At 37.8% G+C, this 17988-nt stretch carries 15 protein-coding genes and 1 pseudogene; 4 read left to right on the top strand and 12 right to left on the bottom strand.

Translation table 11 applies throughout. From position 1 onward, the window contains the following. Positions 1-482: 482 nt before the first annotated feature. From FC27_RS10135 to nrdH, 9 genes and pseudogenes are all read right to left on the bottom strand, one after another. Positions 483-2585, bottom strand: a complete 2103-nt coding sequence (locus FC27_RS10135; protein WP_010624757.1) for a hypothetical protein — start codon at positions 2583-2585, stop codon at positions 483-485. A gap of 426 nt (positions 2586-3011) precedes the next feature. Next, entirely contained in the window at positions 3012-4052 is a 1041-nt protein-coding gene (locus FC27_RS10140) for an alpha/beta hydrolase (protein WP_010624756.1), read from the bottom strand. A gap of 157 nt (positions 4053-4209) precedes the next feature. After that, positions 4210-4431 (bottom strand): glycosyl hydrolase family 65 domain-containing protein, encoded by a 222-nt coding sequence (locus FC27_RS12065; RefSeq protein WP_268869697.1) that lies wholly within the window; start codon positions 4429-4431, stop codon positions 4210-4212. A 39-nt stretch (positions 4432-4470) separates the two neighbouring features. Beyond that, positions 4471-6408 (bottom strand): annotated as a pseudogene (locus tag FC27_RS11845) (glycoside hydrolase family 65 protein); the annotation flags it as partial. A gap of 121 nt (positions 6409-6529) precedes the next feature. Beyond that, positions 6530-7408 carry an AraC family transcriptional regulator gene (locus tag FC27_RS10150; protein WP_010624755.1) on the bottom strand — a complete coding sequence of 293 codons (879 nt, stop codon included), beginning with the start codon at positions 7406-7408 and terminating at the stop codon, positions 6530-6532. A 161-nt stretch (positions 7409-7569) separates the two neighbouring features. After that, positions 7570-8550 carry a class 1b ribonucleoside-diphosphate reductase subunit beta gene (gene nrdF / locus FC27_RS10155; RefSeq protein ID WP_010624754.1) on the bottom strand — a complete coding sequence of 327 codons (981 nt, stop codon included), beginning with the start codon at positions 8548-8550 and terminating at the stop codon, positions 7570-7572. A 72-nt stretch (positions 8551-8622) separates the two neighbouring features. Then, positions 8623-10788: a class 1b ribonucleoside-diphosphate reductase subunit alpha gene (gene nrdE / locus FC27_RS10160; RefSeq protein WP_010624753.1), complete on the bottom strand. Its 2166-nt coding sequence runs from the start codon at positions 10786-10788 to the stop codon at positions 8623-8625. Continuing rightward, positions 10760-11149: a class Ib ribonucleoside-diphosphate reductase assembly flavoprotein NrdI gene (gene nrdI / locus FC27_RS10165; protein ID WP_010624752.1), complete on the bottom strand. Its 390-nt coding sequence runs from the start codon at positions 11147-11149 to the stop codon at positions 10760-10762. Before nrdI ends, nrdE begins: the two co-directional genes overlap by 29 nt. A 3-nt stretch (positions 11150-11152) precedes the next feature. After that, a complete protein-coding gene (gene nrdH, locus FC27_RS10170; protein WP_010624751.1) occupies positions 11153-11383 on the bottom strand; it encodes a glutaredoxin-like protein NrdH in 231 nt (76 codons plus the stop codon). A 259-nt stretch (positions 11384-11642) separates the two neighbouring features. On the opposite strand from nrdH, the gene FC27_RS10175 reads away from it, so the two are divergent. Beyond that, a complete protein-coding gene (locus tag FC27_RS10175; protein ID WP_010624750.1) occupies positions 11643-12269 on the top strand; it encodes an LVIS_2131 family protein in 627 nt (208 codons plus the stop codon). 106 nt (positions 12270-12375) lie between these two features. On the opposite strand, the gene FC27_RS10180 is transcribed toward FC27_RS10175, so the two are convergent. Beyond that, complete coding sequence (locus FC27_RS10180; protein ID WP_010624749.1) at positions 12376-12585, bottom strand: DUF2187 domain-containing protein; 210 nt, start codon at positions 12583-12585, stop codon at positions 12376-12378. Positions 12586-12677: 92 nt separating this feature from the next. Between FC27_RS10180 and FC27_RS10185 the strand changes: the two genes are divergently transcribed. Both FC27_RS10185 and FC27_RS12070 read left to right on the top strand, forming a co-directional pair. Continuing rightward, a complete protein-coding gene (locus FC27_RS10185; protein WP_010624748.1) occupies positions 12678-13229 on the top strand; it encodes a guanylate kinase in 552 nt (183 codons plus the stop codon). Between the two features lie 219 nt (positions 13230-13448). Next, positions 13449-14183: a C40 family peptidase gene (locus FC27_RS12070; RefSeq protein ID WP_010624747.1), complete on the top strand. Its 735-nt coding sequence runs from the start codon at positions 13449-13451 to the stop codon at positions 14181-14183. 453 nt (positions 14184-14636) lie between these two features. Here the strand turns inward: FC27_RS12070 and FC27_RS10195 are convergent, their stop codons facing one another. Both FC27_RS10195 and FC27_RS10200 read right to left on the bottom strand, forming a co-directional pair. Beyond that, positions 14637-15959, bottom strand: a complete 1323-nt coding sequence (locus tag FC27_RS10195; RefSeq protein ID WP_010624746.1) for an MFS transporter — start codon at positions 15957-15959, stop codon at positions 14637-14639. Between the two features lie 3 nt (positions 15960-15962). Continuing rightward, entirely contained in the window at positions 15963-16475 is a 513-nt protein-coding gene (locus FC27_RS10200) for a DUF1440 domain-containing protein (protein ID WP_010624745.1), read from the bottom strand. 518 nt (positions 16476-16993) lie between these two features. Between FC27_RS10200 and FC27_RS10205 the strand changes: the two genes are divergently transcribed. Further along, a complete protein-coding gene (locus FC27_RS10205) occupies positions 16994-17959 on the top strand; it encodes a 2-hydroxyacid dehydrogenase family protein (protein ID WP_010624744.1) in 966 nt (321 codons plus the stop codon). Positions 17960-17988 lie beyond the last annotated feature (29 nt).

Below are 17988 nucleotides of genomic sequence, written 5' to 3' on the forward strand. Positions count from 1 at the left end.
TAATGCTTCGTGGAATTGATTTGGAAAGTTATTCATAATATTTAGTCCTTCTTTTCTATTTAGAATTATCTGAAAAATTTTTGTTCTTTGATTAAATCTATTGAAGCTGTGGTGTAACTTTTTGTGGATTGATCGTCCATGTTTGAATTTGATTTTAATGAAGAATTGTTCATAATTGATATCCTTCTTTGTTTGTAATTTTTATTAGTTTGAATGTTTAAGTTTAAAAGTATTATCTATTGATAGTATGAAACAATGGTCGAAGGTGTTTTTCTAAATGACCATTGCGTTGATCAACGGCTGCAGATACAGCGTTGTGAAATTCGTTGGTGTAGTTATTGATGTGTACCAACCTCCTTTCTATGTGATACATTATTGCGTCTGAAGCTTTAAGAGGGCTTAAAATTACATGTAGATTATTTGAAGATAATGTGAACAATAAAAAAAGAGTGATATTCAAGTCAATGAATATCACTCTTAAATTAGATAGAATTGCTGATACACCAAGTTAAATTAGCTTTATAGTGGCCATCTGGAAAGCCTTCTGCAGGGACGACTAAGTTCAATCCCTGATACTTCTTCCATACAATAGAGGGAAATTTTTTCCCGTTAGAACTATTAGCGACTTCAACCGAATGGTTCATGGGGTCACTTTTTTGATGATGCTCGTCAATATAGTTAAATCTCATATGACTAGCTTCGCCGTTAGGGCCATAGATATCAGAAGATTCTAATTGTAAACTAGCCGGAGCCTTGTTCCGACGTCGATCATTTATCGTCACAATTGGCGACGTCTCATCCGGGCTTTTACGTTGGTGCGTCCGCGGTCCGAACTTCAAGACCGATCCAAAATCAATCGGCTTGAGTTCGGATAATTCGATAGAATTGCTAGAAAAGGTCGCTGATGTCTGTTTAATTTTAACCTCAGTTCCATCGCTCAATTTCAAGACCGGGTCATAATCGAAATGCCCCGTCACAAATGAGTTAACCTGTGTCGTGATTTCTATTTTGGTAGTGCCCTTAACGCTAACAGTCAAATTAGGAACTTCTAACTGATGCTTATCAGCATCCAAAGTATAATTGACATCTTTCTGGCCAACTTTGACTGATTTAATCGATTCGTTAGGACTATATGGAAAGATGAACGTGCCTGGCTTGGTACTGTAGTTTTCAAAATCTGAACTATTGCTTAAACTGATATCGTGTATGAGATGATCGGTTGGAATAACATCCGTCAATTTTGAAACCGTCTCATTAGCACGAGAATAATCTATGTCAGAGATTTTATTAGTAGTAGTAAAAACTGGTTTTTCATGGACATGTAAAGTGACCCTTTGAGCTATAATCATATCGAGTGGTGTTTCTTTATTCTTATCCTGTTTAATAGGTTTTTTACCATTTGGATTATCTAATTTTGGAGTAAAAATAGTTATGCCTATTGTTGATAAATTATCGTCAATTGATATATTGGAGATTTTGACAGTTGCTGCTGTATGATTTAGATTTGGTGCAGGACCTTCAGGCTCTATTTTGAGATACTTTGATTTAGATTTAGATTTAGTCGTCGCCCACCAATAAAGGGAAGAATCGTCACTAAACGAATCATTAAGTTTAAAATGTGCGGTTTGACCTGCTATCACATCAGTATCGCCATCTATGAGATGTAGTATTTTGATTGTTTTCTTTCTAACCTGTATCGGTTTATTATCATTTCGATTTAAAGTTGCAATAATATCGAAAGAACCAGATTTTCCAATTGCTTCATCTTTTATATCAAATATGCCATTTGAATCTATCTTTGCCAAATTATTATCACTTACTGACCAGCTGATATAATTATTATCAGTTGAATAAGATGGATCAAATTTAATTGAAGCAATGAATTTACCATCTTTATAATGATTATCAGATATTAAATAATCAGTATTAGTTTTAATTGAAAAATCAGTTGAAGGTATATCTTGATCAACAAAATGAACAGCAAATACTCGAGAAGTTAGTATGGGATTGAAATCTATAGGATAAACTTGGGCCTGTACTTGATAATAAACGGTTTGTTCTTTTTTTGATGAGACGGTTAAGTCGGATTGATCTCTATTTTTAGCTGGGGATGTTGTTTCGATACCTTGTGTGATGCCTTCAGAACTGTCCTTAATAGATACAGGTTTCCAGTTTTTTCCATCAGTTGAACGATACCAGTTAAAGGTTGTTTGAGATATAAGAACATTGTTTCTTATAATTTGACTGATAAGTGTATGATGTTTGTTCAGATTAACGTATGTATCAGCTGGTGATTGATAACTAATTCCAGCCTTAAAAAGCCAAACACCATTGATTCCAATTGTATTGGTTTCGCTAGGTGTGGCAAAGGGTTTAGCTGTAATGGCACTATCGTTTACTTTGCTGAAATTTTTATCAGGTATACCTGCAGTATTATTTGCGACTTTACCCGGATCCCCTTCTGGGTGTATGTCTGTTACTGCTGGTGTGTCGTCAATGGCTGCTTGTGACAGCTGATTTTCCATTGGTAAAATTGTGACTAGTGCAAAAGTTAAAATTGAGATGACAAATAAGATAGGTCTCATCAAGGTTCCCCCTCCTTGTTTAAATACCATTAATATACTTAAATTTAAGTATAAGTTAGACTTAATCATTTTCATACTGAAAAATTATTGTATTGGATGATATATTTTTTTATAAACAAAAAGCAACTCAATTTTCTAGAATTGATTTGCTTTTATTTTGAGAGAAAATGAATTCATTTTCTTTCACCTGGGGTTGTTTATATAATGAATGAATGTTTTTTTAACTAATTATTAGAAGCGTGTAACGTTATCAAATAATTGGCCTACTGCCATAACATCATTAGCAGCTGTGTGAATTCCTGTACTGATTCCAGCACGTAATGAATTTAAAATGATCATAAATTGTTCCTCCTTCGTTTGAACAAGATTCATTATGCATCGAGAAGCATAACTGAACCTTAAATTTTCGGAGAAATCATAAAAATATTAATATATATTTTTGACGAACTTAGCAATCTCGTTGGCAGCATCGTCTGCTTGTGGTAAAACGCCAACCATCGGGGCGAAAGCGTGCGCCATACCGTTGTATTGGATGAAGTTGACTTGAGTCTGATGAGCTTGCAGACCCAAAGCATATTGTTCGTCTTGCAACCGGAAAAAGTCGAATTCACCAACAATCAACAAAGTATTGGGGTCATTTTTCACATCATCGTGCAGTGGCGAAATCAACGAATGTGACGGATCCTCATCATTTTGCAGATAATATTTACGCATCACCGCATTCAATTGGTGAAAAAGTTTTCCGTAATTATTGCGGATCAAGATTTGTTCTTTCTTGATCGGAAATTCATCGTAGTCCCACAACGCTTTAGTCTCATCGTCGGATAGGGTAACGACTGGGTATAGTAGAACATTGGCGATAGAAGTTTTATAACCTAATTTACCAAGTAATTTATTTACAGCTAGACCAATATTGCCACCTGCGGAATCACCACTTAAAATGATTTTCTTCAGTCCAAGTTGTTTTTGAAAGTAGAGACTGACCGCTACGCCATCAAAGATTGCATTGGGGTAGGGGGATTCTGGTGCTAGATGATAATCGACGTTGACCACTTGGACCTGACTTTTCTCGGCAATCAGTTTTAGCATATTGTGAACGTCTTGAATCTGGCCACCGTAAAATGAGCCACCCTGGAAGTAGATCAGGACTTTTTCTGGGTCAGCGTTCTTGGGTATGAATTGTTCCAATGAAACGGTGCGGCCCCAGTATTCGATGGTTTTTTCGGCGACGAGAATGTCAGTGATGGTCAGGTCTTTAGAATTGACCACTTTATTACCGGAACGTAATTGGACTAGGTCGTCGTCCAGTTGTTTTGCGGTCGCAAATTTTTGCAGATTTGGTAACAGATCACGGCTATATTCACCACCAAAAGTGTCCTCGTTGATTGGTTTGATGGTCTTTTTGAGTTTATTTTTCATATGCTCTCTCTGAACTTTATTTGAGGTAATTTTCGTTGCTTTTAGCATGTCAATTTCTCCTTTGGCATAGAAAGTGATATATCTCAATTGCTTATCTATACCTAGAGTTTAATGGGATTTAACAATTTTATTAATACCACCAATTGTCTAATTCATTACCTTTTTGACCATCAAAAAAGCTCATCATTGAATGATGAGCTTCATGTTAGTTATAAACGACCTCTGATTTTCTATCGGGACTGATACGTTGCCAATTGCCATTGATCATTACGTCCATGGCTGGTCCTTCAAGGATCTCGACGTCGATATTGTCTTTGGTGATTTTTATTTCCAGTAAGTTTTGTTGCAGGAGCATCCGATAACTCAGGCCTTGCCATTCTTTAGGAAGGTTGTTTACTAGGTGAAGATTGCCTTCTTCTAAGGTCATGCCTGCAAAACCAGCAGTCAGAGCTAGCCAGCTTCCGCCTAAATTAGACAGATGCAGACCGTCCTCAGTATTGCCTTGTAAGTCGACCAGGTCCATCCTAGCAGTCGTCATAAAGTAATCGTAAGCTTGCTTAGAATTCTTTAAACGAGCAGCTACCATACTAAAGACTGAACGGGATAATGAAGAATCGTGAGTTGTGATGTCTTCATAATAGTCGTATTCACGCTTCAATTGTTCCTTGTCAGTGTCTTGTGGGAACAAGAATTCCGCCAAGATAGTATCAGCTTGTTTAGCAACTTGGTGACGATAGATCGTCAATGGATGGTAGTGCAATAACAATGGATAATTTTCCTTTGGCGTTGTATCGAACGGCCAGCGCGGTTTATTGAAGAAACTGTCATCTTGAGCATTGATCTGCAACTTCGAATTATAAGGTAAATAAATCGATTGAGAAATATGTTCGAGATGCTGGATTTCATGTTTATGGACACCTAATTCTTTCAGTTTCTTCGGAGCGTGTTTTTTGACGATCTTAGCTAATCTGACGGCCAAATTAAGATTGTGTTGGGCGATCCGATTAGTGTAGTAGTTATTGTCGACCATTACGGTTTACTCGTTTGGACCCGTGACACCGAAAAATTCAAATCTTTGATGTCCATCGACTTCACGATAATGACCGAATTCAGCCCAAAAGCGAGCTGTTTCGAGGATCAGTTCATAACCCTTATCAACTAGCCATTTAGTATTACAAGTTGCTTCGTAATAGCGGTTGACGGCATAGGCAATGTCACCATCAATGTGATATTGGGCTGTTCCGGCAGGATAATATGCCGAAGCTTCTTCGCCGTTGATTGTCCGCCATGGGAAAAGGGCACCTTTCGAAACGCCTAGGGTCCGAGCTTGTTTGCGGGCCATATCTAATGTGTTGTAACGGAAATCGAGCAATTTTTCGGCCACTTTAGGGTTGGTATAAGTGAAATAAGGTAATAGATACATTTCGGTATCCCAGAAATAATGACCTTCATAGCCAGTGCCACTCAATCCTTTAGCAGCGATATTAGTCCGACCGTTACGACCAGCTGATTGGTTCAATTGGAAAATATTGTAACGGATGGCTTGAGTCAGTTCAGCATCGCCATCAATGGAGATCCGACTGTTGTTCCAAACTTCTTGCCAATATTCTTTGGCATCATTTAAAACGAATTGGAAAGTCTGATGATCGAACAGCATTTGTGATTGATTAGTAAAACCAGTCACATTGGAAACTTTGGCTAAGTAACTAGCAACTGCTGGTCCATTGGACAAATTCAATTCCCAATCCTGCAGTGATCCTTGAACGGCCTCCAAAGCCATCGTTAGGCTCAATTTACTATGTTGAGCTCTGATCGAGATGTCTTTTTGACAGTCAGTATGATGGATCAACTGAGTCTGAAGATCATTGATTTGGCGAGCTTTTCTCGGGTCATTACTGTTGTCGAGATTAATGTTTAAATGTAATGGTTTGCTAACTTTGATAGCCCCATCATAACTTCCGGCACTGAATTCATAATTCAAGCCAAATAGGTTTTGATCTTTTTGGGCAATGATCGTAGTCAAAACTAATTTGACTGTTAGATTGTCATCGGTACTTAACTGATAAGTTTGATTTAAAACGCCAGTGTCGAAGTCTAAACTCGAATCGATCAGATTGCTACGAGTAAAGATCTTTTCACCAGCTGTTTTAACTTTGATAACCCTCAAATCAGGTAGGTTGGCGATTGTTTGATGATTTTTAGCATATCCTACGGCCGATTCACCGTAAGTAATCGGATTTGTTTCATAAAAACCGTTAACTAAAGTACCGCTAGTGGCATCGGGAGTTAGAGGATTGCTCGCTCTGACACCAAAATGGCCATTAGCTTGGGAAAAAATCGTATCTAGATATGGTTCACTGTGGTTTTTTAGGTCAGAAAGATCCAATCTACTCAAATTTTCCATAATAATTCCTCCCTCGGAAAAATTACTGCAAAATAGTAATTTGTTTAGTTAATAATGCTATCAACCGGTATATTTTAGTCGCTTTTTCAAAAAAACAATAAGGTTCTCTAAATAAATTAAATTAATGGTTAGGATGAAAACTTTCAGGTTGCTTATTTTTATGACGATATTCATTCGGAATCTTGTCAAAGCGCTTGTGGAACAAGACAAAGAAGTTTTTCGCGGAACCAAATCCGGTCTTTTGAGCAATCTCTTCAACTGACATTGAAGTTTGATGTAAGAGCTGCTTTGCTTCATCAAAACGGATCTGAATCAAATAATTTTTCGGTGATACGCCGACATATTTTTTAAAGATCCGGATCAAATGAGTTTCTGAGATGTGATTGTCTTCGCTGAGCTGACTAATCATCAAATTATGTTGGTAATCATGTTGGATCTTCGACATCACTTGCTGGATCAACAAAGGTGAACCAAGTTCTAGGTCATTGCTCTGTTCTGTTTTCTCATCGATCATTTTTCCTAGGATCAAATATGCGATGTAATGTAGGGCACCGACGGTTTGAAGTTTACTATTGGCCGAGGGATTTTTCGAGCGTTTGTAATCGATGATGGTCTGGAGCTGTTTTTCAAGTAATTTGTGACCAGGGTGATCAACGTTTACTGGGCCAACTTGGAAGATAGCTTTGTTGAAATAGTCGAATTGATCAGACAGCCAGGTCAGTGGTATCAGCAGGGTCAAAATCTCTGCCTGCTGAGTGACGACGGTGTCGAAGCTATGAATGATGTTGGGACCGATCAAATAGAGTTGGTGGGGCTGCAAGTGATATTTTTGGCCGTTGATCCGAGCGTCGCCTGGCTGACCTTTGACGATGTAGCAAACTTCGATCGAATTGTGCCAGTGCGACAGAACGGTTCGTTTTTTCCAGTTTACGTCAGTATGCAAAATTATTTTAACCGGTAGTTGGTTATCGAAAATTAAATTTTCGTGATATGCAGCCATGGTCAGTCCTCCAATATTCTGGTCTCAACTTCATTGTAACGGTATTAGAAAAAATGTAGTAGCAAGTTAACATAGAAATTGTTAATAAAAATGACTAAATGATTTTTGAGTAAAAAAAATAAGATTGAAAACTATTGAAGTTTTCAATCTTATTGATTTAATTATTTATTATCTTTTTTACGACCGATATTGTAGTCATCATCCTTCATGGCTTCAACTTTACCCATCAAATAACCATTACCTACTTGTGAGAAGAAGTCGTGGTTACTTGTACCAGTTGAGATACCATTCATGACGATTGGATTAACATCTTCAGCATTGCCATCAGGGAACAATGGACTTTGTCCTAAGTTCATCAAAGCTTTATTAGCATTGTATCTTAAGAAGACCAAGACATCGTCAGTCCAGCCGATATCATCATACAAAGTATGAGTGTATTTTTCTTCGTTGTCATAAAGCTTGTACAACAAGTCATACATCCAGTCTTGCATCTTGCTTTGTTCATCATCAGACAATTCATTGTAGCCCAATTGGAACTTGTAGCCGATGTAAGTCCCGTGGACTGATTCGTCACGGATAATCAATTTGATGATCTCAGCGACGTTGGCTAACTTATTATTTCCTAAATAGTAAAGTGGTGTGTAAAAACCTGAATAGAACAAGAATGTTTCCAAGAAGACACTGGCAACTTTCTTTTCTAAACCAGTTCCATTTTGATAAATCTCGTTGATATATTCAGCTTTTTTCTGGAGATATTCATTGTGGTCTGTCCAGTCAAAGATCTCTTCGATCTCTTCAGCAGTATTCAAAGTACTGAAAATCGATGAATAACTTTTGGCATGAACTGATTCCATAAATTGAATGTTATTGAAGACAGCTGTTTCGGCTTGAGTCCGAACATCTTTTCTGATCTCTTCGATACCATCTTGTGATTGAAGTGTATCTAATAGAGTTAGACCACCAAAAACGTGTCCGACTAGGGTATGTTCCGTTTCACTCAATGTCCGCCAGTCGTCAACATCGTTTGACAAGGGGATCCGAGTATCGAGCCAAAATTGTGATGTCAGTTTTTCCCAAGTAGCCTTATCAACTTGGTCTTCAATTTGGTTCCAGTTTATGGCTTTGTAATATGTATCGACCATTCTAAAATTTCCTCCAAAGAAAAGAGGTAACGAACTTTGAGATTCAAGAGGTTACCTCGATTATGATTTAAATTAAATTGAGCAGCTTTCGCATTCGTTACTACCGATCTCATCGTTGTTTTCGGTGAACGTTCTGACGTAGTAAAGTGATTTGATGCCTTGGTAATAAGCGTAATTACGCAAGATACTAAGGTCACGAGTTGTTTGTTTTTGATCAGTTTTCCATTCGTAAAGACCTTCAGGGATCTCGGAACGAACAAAGAGTGTCAAACTCATACCTTGGTCAACGTGCTTTTGAGCTGCGGCATAAATATCGATAACTTTACGCATATCGGTGTCGTAAGCTGACTTGTAGTATTTGATGGTATCGTTACTTAGCAATGGAGCTGGGAAGTACAATTTACCATTTTTCTTTTCTTGACGCTCTTCAACCAATCTAGTGATAGGTTGGAGGCTAGCACTCGTGTTATTTACATACGAGATCGAACCTGTTGGTGCTACCGCAAGACGATATTCATTGTAGAGACCATATTTTTGCACATTATTCTTTAATGCTTCCCAATCTGCTTTAGTTGGGATGTCGATGTCAGCGAATAATTCTTTGACACGGTCTAGTTTTGGTGCGAAATCTTCGTTCAGATATTTGTCGAAGTAAGTTCCGTTGGCATAGTCTGACTTTTCGAAATTCTTGAAAGTTTCGTTTCTATCTTTAGCGATTTGGTTACTTTCAAACAATGTCCAGTAATTGAGCAATAGGAAGTAGATACCTGTGAATTCGATTGATTCAGGTGAACCGTATTCGATATGGTTCTTAGCTAGGAAGGTATGTAATCCCATGGCACCTAAACCGACTGAATGGCTTTGTCTGTTTCCATTGGCAATTGAAGGGACAGCGGTGATGTTTGAAGCGTCAGAAACGTAAGTTAATGCTCGCATCATTGAGCGGACTGACTTACCGAAGTCGGGACTTTGCATCATGTTCAAGATGTTGGTTGAACCAAGGTTACAACTAACGTCAGTTCCCATTTTGACGTATTCTTGAGCATCATTGATCTCTGAAGGAGTTTGTACTTGTTGGATCTCAGTACATAAGTTACTCATGATGATCTTTCCGTCAATTGGATTTGCACGGTTAGCTGTATCGATGTTCAAGACGTAAGGGTAACCTGATTCTTGTTGTAACTTACTGATCTCATCTTCGAGTTCACGTGCTTCAATCTTATATTTCTTGATCCGATCGTCGTTGACCATGTTGTCATATTCTTTAGTGATATCAACGTAAGAGAAAGGTACGCCGTAAACACGTTCAACAGAATAAGGGCTGAACAAGTACATATCTTTGTCTTCACGAACTAGTTCGTAATACTTATCAGGAACGATCACACCAAGCGATAAAGTCTTTACACGGATCTTTTCGTCGGCATTTTCTTTTTTAGCTGATAAGAAATCGATGATATCAGGATGGAAGACGTTCAGATAAACCGCACCGGCACCTTGTCTTTGGCCTAGTTGGTTACTGTAACTGAAACTATCTTCCAACAACTTCATAACTGGCAAGACACCAGATGATGAATTGTCGATACCTTTGATAGGTGAACCTGATTCACGCAAGTTTGAAAGTGTGATACCAACACCACCACCGATACGTGATAGTTGTAAGGCACTATTGATTGTCCGGCCGATACTATCCATATCGTCAGTTACTTGGAGTAAGAAACAAGATACGTATTCACCACGACGCTTACGTCCAGCATTCAAGAATGAAGGCGTAGCTGGTTGGTAACGTTGAGCAATCATTTCGGTAGCTAATGATTTAGCTAAGTCTTGGTCACCATGAGCAAACAATAATGCGTTGAAAAGTATTCTCATCTCATAATTTTCAAGGTATAAGTCGCCATCGTTAGTTTTAATGACATATTGATTATAAAATTTGTATGCTGCCATGAATGATTTGAATTGGAAATGTTGATCCATCAAATAATTGTAAAGGTCCTCGATAAAATCGAATGGGTACTCATCGACGATCTCGCGTTCGATGAAATCTCCATCCAATAAGTAATCGATGTGATCTTTAAAACTACCAAATTTTTTAGTGTTTGGATTAACGTTTTCGTTGAAGAAAGCCTTGATAGCTTCCTGATCCTTATTTAAAGGAATCTTTTCATCCACAGGGATGTTGATTTCGTTATTTAATTTGAAGTAACTTACATTAGTTACGTCCAGGTTGTTTAGCCTCAACTTCATTCACTACTTTCTTGAAATTTTCGACATCTTTATCAGTACCATTGAATTCGAATTCGAAGACAACTGGCACATCTAGTCCTTTAGCAATGTCTCTAGCTGTATGGTTGTACAAAGTGTTGAAATTGCGGTTTCCGCCGCCTGCTACGCCTACGCAATTTTCAGCATTATCTTTATATTGTAGGAAGTCAATTACAGAATCCATCATATCATCGTCGTATGAAGGGACGATGAGAATAAATGACCGACCCATTGGGTGAAACGGGTCGGCGTCATTTATTTGGTATCCTTTTAAGCCAGTTTTGTTAACAAATCTTACAGTCTGGCCTGTAATTGAGTAAAAAGCAATGTCTACCATTGATTAACCAACTAGTCCTTTAAGACTGTCAGGACGGAATCCGACGATTGGATCACTATCAGCAGGCATAACAACAGGAACACTTTGATATCCTTGTTGCTTTAGGTAATCTAAGTATTGTGGTTGTTGATTGATGTTGCGTTCTTCAAATTGAACATTATGTTCTTTTAAGTATCTTTTTGTCATTTTGCATTGCATGCAATTATTTTTACTGTAAACAATTACGTTATTCATAGCTGATGGTCCCCTTTTGTTGAATGTTTCAATCACTAGTATAAAACAAATAAAATGAAATGTAACTAGTGAAGCGCTATATATTGTGGTGCGATTATTTTTCGGCACACTATAAGGTGTTCCAAAAGGCGTTAGGGCGCCTTTTATAGCTCAATAAAAAATTTTGGATTTTGCAAAATATCCCTTTATTCGTGTTAGAATTATCTTATCAATCAATGAGACGAAACAAATAATAATTAATGAATTTGAGGAGAAAAAAATGAACGCATGGAACTTTGTAGGTATACTCGCTTGGATTATTGTTATTGCGCTATTGTTCCTCGTAGTATTCAATATTAGAAACCGACATCTCAAAATATTAGTTGAAAATAAAAAGAAAATTACTTGGAAAACAATTTGTCTTGATACAGTCGAGATCCTGATCGTAATTGCCGCGGTAATCGGCATGCTTTATATGTCATTATTTTCACGGGTCGATGTAGGAAATAAAAAAGACATCGCCATCAGTTATAAGTTCGATCCGATGATCGTTCAGACAAGGTCTGATGGACAAGGGTATTACGTCAAAATGGATAAAACTGACAAAGACTCAGCCAACAATACTTATAAGTATTGGTTGAATAATTCTGAATATACAGTTTCCAGTAAAGAAGCATCAATCTCAGATGGTACTTTGCCATTCAACGTTTCCGGAACACATTTCAGTTGGCCAATGAAGAAAATCAAGAAAGCTGATAATAAGTATCAAACAGCTTACGTTGTGACTGCTCAAGCACAGTACAAGAGTAATTTCCGCAATGGACTGGGATTACGTGCCGGACGGTATGCTTCTGAATATCGGGTCTTGCGAGTTCCAGCTCGATCCTTTATTGATGTAGATAGATAATTAAAATGGTAATTGCTTGTCTTGTCAAAGATATTTTGTATAATACAAGCAACAACCAAAAAGGGGCCGTGACGTTTGTCACAGCCCCTTATGTTTCTAAGATCTTTTACTTAGCTTTGCTCATTTTCTTAGCACTTACGACAATTTTATTGTTGAGTTCCATTTTATTGGGATCATCTTTAGGATCATTTTTAACGATCTCAACCAGAGCTGAGTGTTCATAGACCTTTTCAACTTTCCCTTGGAAAGCGTAATCCATATCTTCATCGACTTTACAGTCGTATGTTTCGCCTACTTTAATATCTTCAATTTTCATATGCAAACTCCTCTAGAGTTATTTACCTAACAGGATAGTATCATAATATAGTAAGGAACTTTTTTCAAACTAAACGCAATTAGGATGAAATCATGAAAAATAAAGTCATAGTGATAACTGGTGCTAGTGGTACCGGTAAAACAACAATTAGTCGATATCTTGAGGATAAATATCGGATTCCTCATGTTATTACCCATACGACCCGTGCACCACGCACAGGGGAGAAAAATGGGGTTGATTATTACTTTGAGACCAAAGAGTCATTTGATAAAAATCACTTTTTGGAACAAGTTGAATATAGTGGAAATAAATATGGATCCTCAGTAGAAGGCTTGGAGCAAGCTTGGCAAAAATCTCCTTTAGTATCGATCGTTGTTGATTCAAAAGGGGCGATAGCCTATCAAAAAAGATACCCTGAACAGACGATCATTCTATTTATGAAGGCTGATCTAGAAACAGTTACCGATCGATTGAAAAAGCGCGGTGATGAGTTTGAGCGACTTAAGCAAAGAATTGCAAGTGAAGAAAATCGCAGGGACTTTGAAATCCCTAAGGAACTTTATGGAAATTATTATGAAATCATTAACAAAGACATAAAAAACACCAAAGATTCCGTTGATGGGATCGTACAAAAAATCGAATAATCAAAAAGACGCTCAATAATATTTTGATTAAGAATGCCTTAATCACGATATTTTTGGGCGTTTATTTCAAGCTTTTATAAAGATGTAACATTCTTTTGCCTGTCTTGTAACAGTTATGAAACATTCAGAGAGTATAGTAATCCCCGTTGAGTGATAAAAATAACTTATGAATCTTAAAAAACTAATAAAAAACAATCCATTTACGGGGGAACTTTAATTTTGAATACTAAATTTAGAAAAAGTCTTGTTTCATTAACAGCCGCTGCTTCATTAGCAGTTACAGGTTTTGGAATCTCAGGTTTAACAAATAATGCTTCATCACACGTAGCACAAGCTGCTACTATCATTAAAGACAACGTACCATCTGTTGTTCGTGCTAACTCACAAGTAAAACTATTTACACAACCATCAAACAGTTCTGACTTAGCTGGCCGTCAATTGGCTGTAGGTTCAGACTGGGCCGTTGTTGCAGAAGCAAAAGACGAATCAGGTAACATCTGGTATGCCGTTGGTAACAATGCTTGGGTTAAAGGCGTTGATATGACTGCTGACCCAACATCAACACAAGCTGCTACACAAGCTCCATCATCAGAATCAACTGTTGACAGTTTGATCAATACTGCTAAGTCACTTGTTGGTACACCTTATGTATGGGGTGGTAAGACACCAAGTGGTTTCGACTGCTCAGGTTTCACATCATACGTATATCAACAAGCAACTGGTAAGAGTATCGGTGGTTACACAGTAGCTCAAGAATCAGCCGGAACACATGAATCAGTTCAATCAGCTTCTGCTGGTGACTTATTATTCTGGGGTAGCGAAGGATCAACATACCACGTAGGTATTTACTTAGGTAATAACCAATACATCGCTGCACCACAACCAGGCGAATCAGTTAAGGTTGCTAACATCTCAAGTTACTTCATGCCTTCATTCGCTGTTAAAGTACTATAATCAATAAAAGCAAATAAATTAAAATACTACCCGTAAATCACGATCGCTAGGATCGTGATTTTTTTATTACCCAAAAACAGAAAAAGTGTCTTTTTTGTGATGAAGCTAACGTTAATTTTATAGAAAAATATTTCAAATTATTATTGAAAAAATATGAATATATTAGTATTCAAGCGAATATATATGTTAAAATTAAAAAGCAACCTGTTGTGTTGCTTCGCCAATAAGTGACGAATTTTACTTATTGAGTTACCAAAGATTGGTAACCAACTAATTAAGTCCAGCTGAAAGTTATTCAGCTATTAGAAACATTATGAAGAGGATCACAGATAGGAGACGAGAATCCTGTCTGAAAGAGACTTGCTTGGGGGTTCGAGAATGCCGCCAGTAGGTCTCTTTTTATCTGTACCACAAAAAAACTAAGCAGCTGATAACTGCTTAGTTTTTTTGCATTTATTTCATCGCCTGAACGGCCTTATTTATTTTTGTTTCATTGTAAAGTAATAGAACTAAAAACATAACAACGTAAAGTGCTAAAGGAATTAAAGCGTAATTTAAATTAATAGCTGAAATCGCACCGGCACTTTGAACGTGGTTAGAAGAATAACCTGCGATATCAAGTGATTCAGCTGTTACCAAACCACCCAATCCTAATCCTAGGTTAACCCCGAAGTCATCGGTTGAAGCTAGAACGCCTTCAGCTTGGATACCCATTGAAGTTCCATATCTGATCGTATCAGCGATCATGATTGAAACTAGACCAATGATAAAGCCATTACCGATGGAGTTGATGAAGACACCGGTAAAAATCATTGGGACGTTTTCGGAATAAGCTGCGATGGATATGATGATTTGGCCAACGAATCCAGTAACGATACCTAATAACATAGTCTGTTTTTTACCTAAACGGGCGGAAATGAAGTAGATCGCTACGACACCAATCAAAGCGGTGAAGGTGAAACTGTTAGCCCAAGAAACTAAATTCTCATTTCTGATGACATATTTGAAATAATAAATGGTTGTTTGGTTTTTGATCGACGTCGTTAGCCAATACAAAAAGATAACAATCGAGATGACCATCCAAGGTTTATTCTGTTTCAGCATTCCCCAGACGTCTTTGAGTGGTTGATGGCTGATTGTTTTATCAGTGAACCGCTCTCTGACGTGGAAGAAGGTATTTAAAATCAAGGCTAGGGAGATTACCCCAAAGAGGATAATCGTACCTAAGAAGCCCTTTTGTTGGTCTCCTTTACCAAAGAGAGCGACTAGAGGGATAGTGAAGGTCCCGACGATGATTTGGACGGATGAACCGAAGAATTGTCTGATGACACCTAAAAGAGTAGTTTCTTGTTCGTTGTCAGTCATAGTTGGTAGGATCGATGTGATCGGCAAATTGACGGCCGTATAGAAGAATCCCAAACCTAAATAAGTGACGTAAGCCCAGATCAATTTACCTGAATGAGGCAAAAAGTTAGGCGTTGCGAATGTCAAAACGGCAAAGATGACATATGGAAAGGCGTACCAGAGGAAAAATGGCCGACTCTTACCATATTTGGAATGAGTATTATCGATCATTACACCAATGATCAAGCTCTCAAACACATCGCAGACTCTGGCAACTACGAATAAAATAGCTGCTTCGCTGGCGGTCAAACCAAAGACATCTGTATAGAAGAAAAGCAGATAAGTAGTCATCATTTGGAAGACTAAGTTATCTGCAGCGTCACTTAATCCATAACTAACACGCTCTGGAATTGAAGTTCGCCATTTACTCATGGACTACTTCTTGGCAGTTAAACGACGATAGATTTCGCGACCAACTAAATCATTAGTCCACATCCAAGCAATATGACCTAAAGCTTCAGAAATATGTTCTTCAGTTGGTTGTTCACTAGCTGAAGGAGTAGTTTTCATCATAGGCATAATGCCGATATGGAAGGCTACCCAAACGGCCAGACCAAAGATTGCTCCTGATCCGACCCGTAGGTAACGTCTATTTTGTGATAATACTTCATAAATAATTGCAAAGGAAATTGAGAAACCAAAATGCATCAAATAACTGACCCAAGGCATTTGATGGCCAGAATAAGTATAGGTTGCATGAGTCACACTTGAAGGCACTCCAGCTTGTTGTAACAATTGCTGAGGTGGATTTGTAGCGTCACGCTGAGCCGTTCTTGGTGGCAAGATATTTTCCCAGCCGAGTTTAACTAAGCCAGAAAAAATACCAGCCGTGGTACCAGCGGTAATAGCTGCTTTAAGATCAGTTTTTTGTCTTTTGTTGAGTTTCATGTAAATAAACCTCCTTAATTGTATTAACTTCATTATAGAACAAGGATAGTTATCTTTCTCGTGATTTGTATTCTAATATGAATGTATTTATAAAGATAATCACAATTTCTTCACAATTAATTATATTTTTATTCTTAGATAGTCAATCGATTATTCATAAATTAACGTTATTCTTTATACATAGTCAAAAACAAAGAGGTGATCGGATGGAGCAAGGCTTGAAATTAAACTAGTCCCCCAATAGTTTTTTTCATAAAATTTATTTACACAACTTACTAAATATAAATAATCCCTATATATAAATAATCCCTAAAATTAAATAATATTCCCCCCTAAGATATTGTTTAATCCCCTAAATACGAATATATATAATTCCCCTTATATATACGAATACACGTAAACGCCCACCTGTCAGTGGGCGTTTTTATTTTGTCATTAATAATTGAATATCACTACAATTGTGACCGATTTGGGTTCATAATTGATGTAAATGATAAATTCAATAAGGGAGTGGTCTTTTGGCAAAAGTATTTATCGCAGGAGAGATTCCAGAACAAGCTAATCAACTTTTGAGTGAGGCAGGACTAGATATCGATGAGTTCACGGGTCCTGAGTTGATCGATACGGAAACATTGAAAAGCCGTATTAAAGATGCCGATTATTTAATCACACCATTATCAACACAGGTGACTAAGGAAGTGATCGACTCAGCACCACAATTGAAATTGATCGCTAATTTCGGAGCTGGATTCAGTAATATCGATATCAAATATGCTGAACAGAAAAATATCCCAGTCACCAATACACCGTTCGTATCTTCAGTTTCCACCGCTGAAGTTGCCAGTGGTCTGATCATCAGTTTATTGCATCGTGTGGTCGAAGGTGACCAGTTGATGCGGAGCAAAGGTTTCAATGGTTGGGCGCCATTGTTCTTCTTGGGACATGAATTAAGTGGCAAGACGCTTGGTATCATCGGCATGGGTCAAATAGGACAACAGGTCGCTAAACGGATGCATGCCTTTGATATGCCAATCATTTACACTCAACGCCATCAATTGAGCCAGGCTCAAGAAATCGAACTAGGAGCAAAGTACGTCAGCAAAGCTGAATTGATCAAAAATGCCGACGTCATCAGTTTGCATATCCCAGCCACACCAGAGACTCAGCATTACTTAGGCGAAAATGAATTCAATGAAATGAAAGATACCGCCTATCTGATCAATTGTGTACGTGGTGCCGTAATTGATGAGGCAGCGCTATTGAAAGCTCTTCAAAATAAGCAGATCGCCGGAGCAGCCCTTGATGTTTATGAACACGAGCCAGCAGTCGACGACGGTTTCAAGCAGCTCAAAAACGTCATCCTAACACCGCATATCGGCAATGCCACCATCGAAGCCCGTGATGCCATGGCAGAAATCGTGTCAAAAAATGTCATTGCAGCCGAACAAGGGGATACAATCAAATATATCGTCAATAATCTTTAATAGTAATTAGTCATCATAAATAAAGGTAG

Source organism: Companilactobacillus versmoldensis DSM 14857 = KCTC 3814, from assembly GCF_001434295.1.
In the GTDB taxonomy this organism is placed as follows: domain Bacteria; phylum Bacillota; class Bacilli; order Lactobacillales; family Lactobacillaceae; genus Companilactobacillus; species Companilactobacillus versmoldensis.

What these genes read in the sequence shown, in the direction of transcription:
- FC27_RS10135 (WP_010624757.1), bottom strand. Translation starts at nt 2,585, where the DNA reads ATGAGACCTATCTTATTTGTCATCTCAATTTTAACTTTTGCACTAGTC.
- FC27_RS10140 (WP_010624756.1), bottom strand. Translation starts at nt 4,052, where the DNA reads ATGCTAAAAGCAACGAAAATTACCTCAAATAAAGTTCAGAGAGAGCAT.
- FC27_RS12065 (WP_268869697.1), bottom strand. Translation starts at nt 4,431, where the DNA reads ATGACCTTAGAAGAAGGCAATCTTCACCTAGTAAACAACCTTCCTAAA.
- FC27_RS10150 (WP_010624755.1), bottom strand. Translation starts at nt 7,408, where the DNA reads ATGGCTGCATATCACGAAAATTTAATTTTCGATAACCAACTACCGGTT.
- nrdF (WP_010624754.1), bottom strand. Translation starts at nt 8,550, where the DNA reads ATGGTCGATACATATTACAAAGCCATAAACTGGAACCAAATTGAAGAC.
- nrdI (WP_010624752.1), bottom strand. Translation starts at nt 11,149, where the DNA reads ATGGTAGACATTGCTTTTTACTCAATTACAGGCCAGACTGTAAGATTT.
- nrdH (WP_010624751.1), bottom strand. Translation starts at nt 11,383, where the DNA reads ATGAATAACGTAATTGTTTACAGTAAAAATAATTGCATGCAATGCAAA.
- FC27_RS10175 (WP_010624750.1), top strand. Translation starts at nt 11,643, where the DNA reads ATGAACGCATGGAACTTTGTAGGTATACTCGCTTGGATTATTGTTATT.
- FC27_RS10180 (WP_010624749.1), bottom strand. Translation starts at nt 12,585, where the DNA reads ATGAAAATTGAAGATATTAAAGTAGGCGAAACATACGACTGTAAAGTC.
- FC27_RS10185 (WP_010624748.1), top strand. Translation starts at nt 12,678, where the DNA reads ATGAAAAATAAAGTCATAGTGATAACTGGTGCTAGTGGTACCGGTAAA.
- FC27_RS10195 (WP_010624746.1), bottom strand. Translation starts at nt 15,959, where the DNA reads ATGAGTAAATGGCGAACTTCAATTCCAGAGCGTGTTAGTTATGGATTA.
- FC27_RS10200 (WP_010624745.1), bottom strand. Translation starts at nt 16,475, where the DNA reads ATGAAACTCAACAAAAGACAAAAAACTGATCTTAAAGCAGCTATTACC.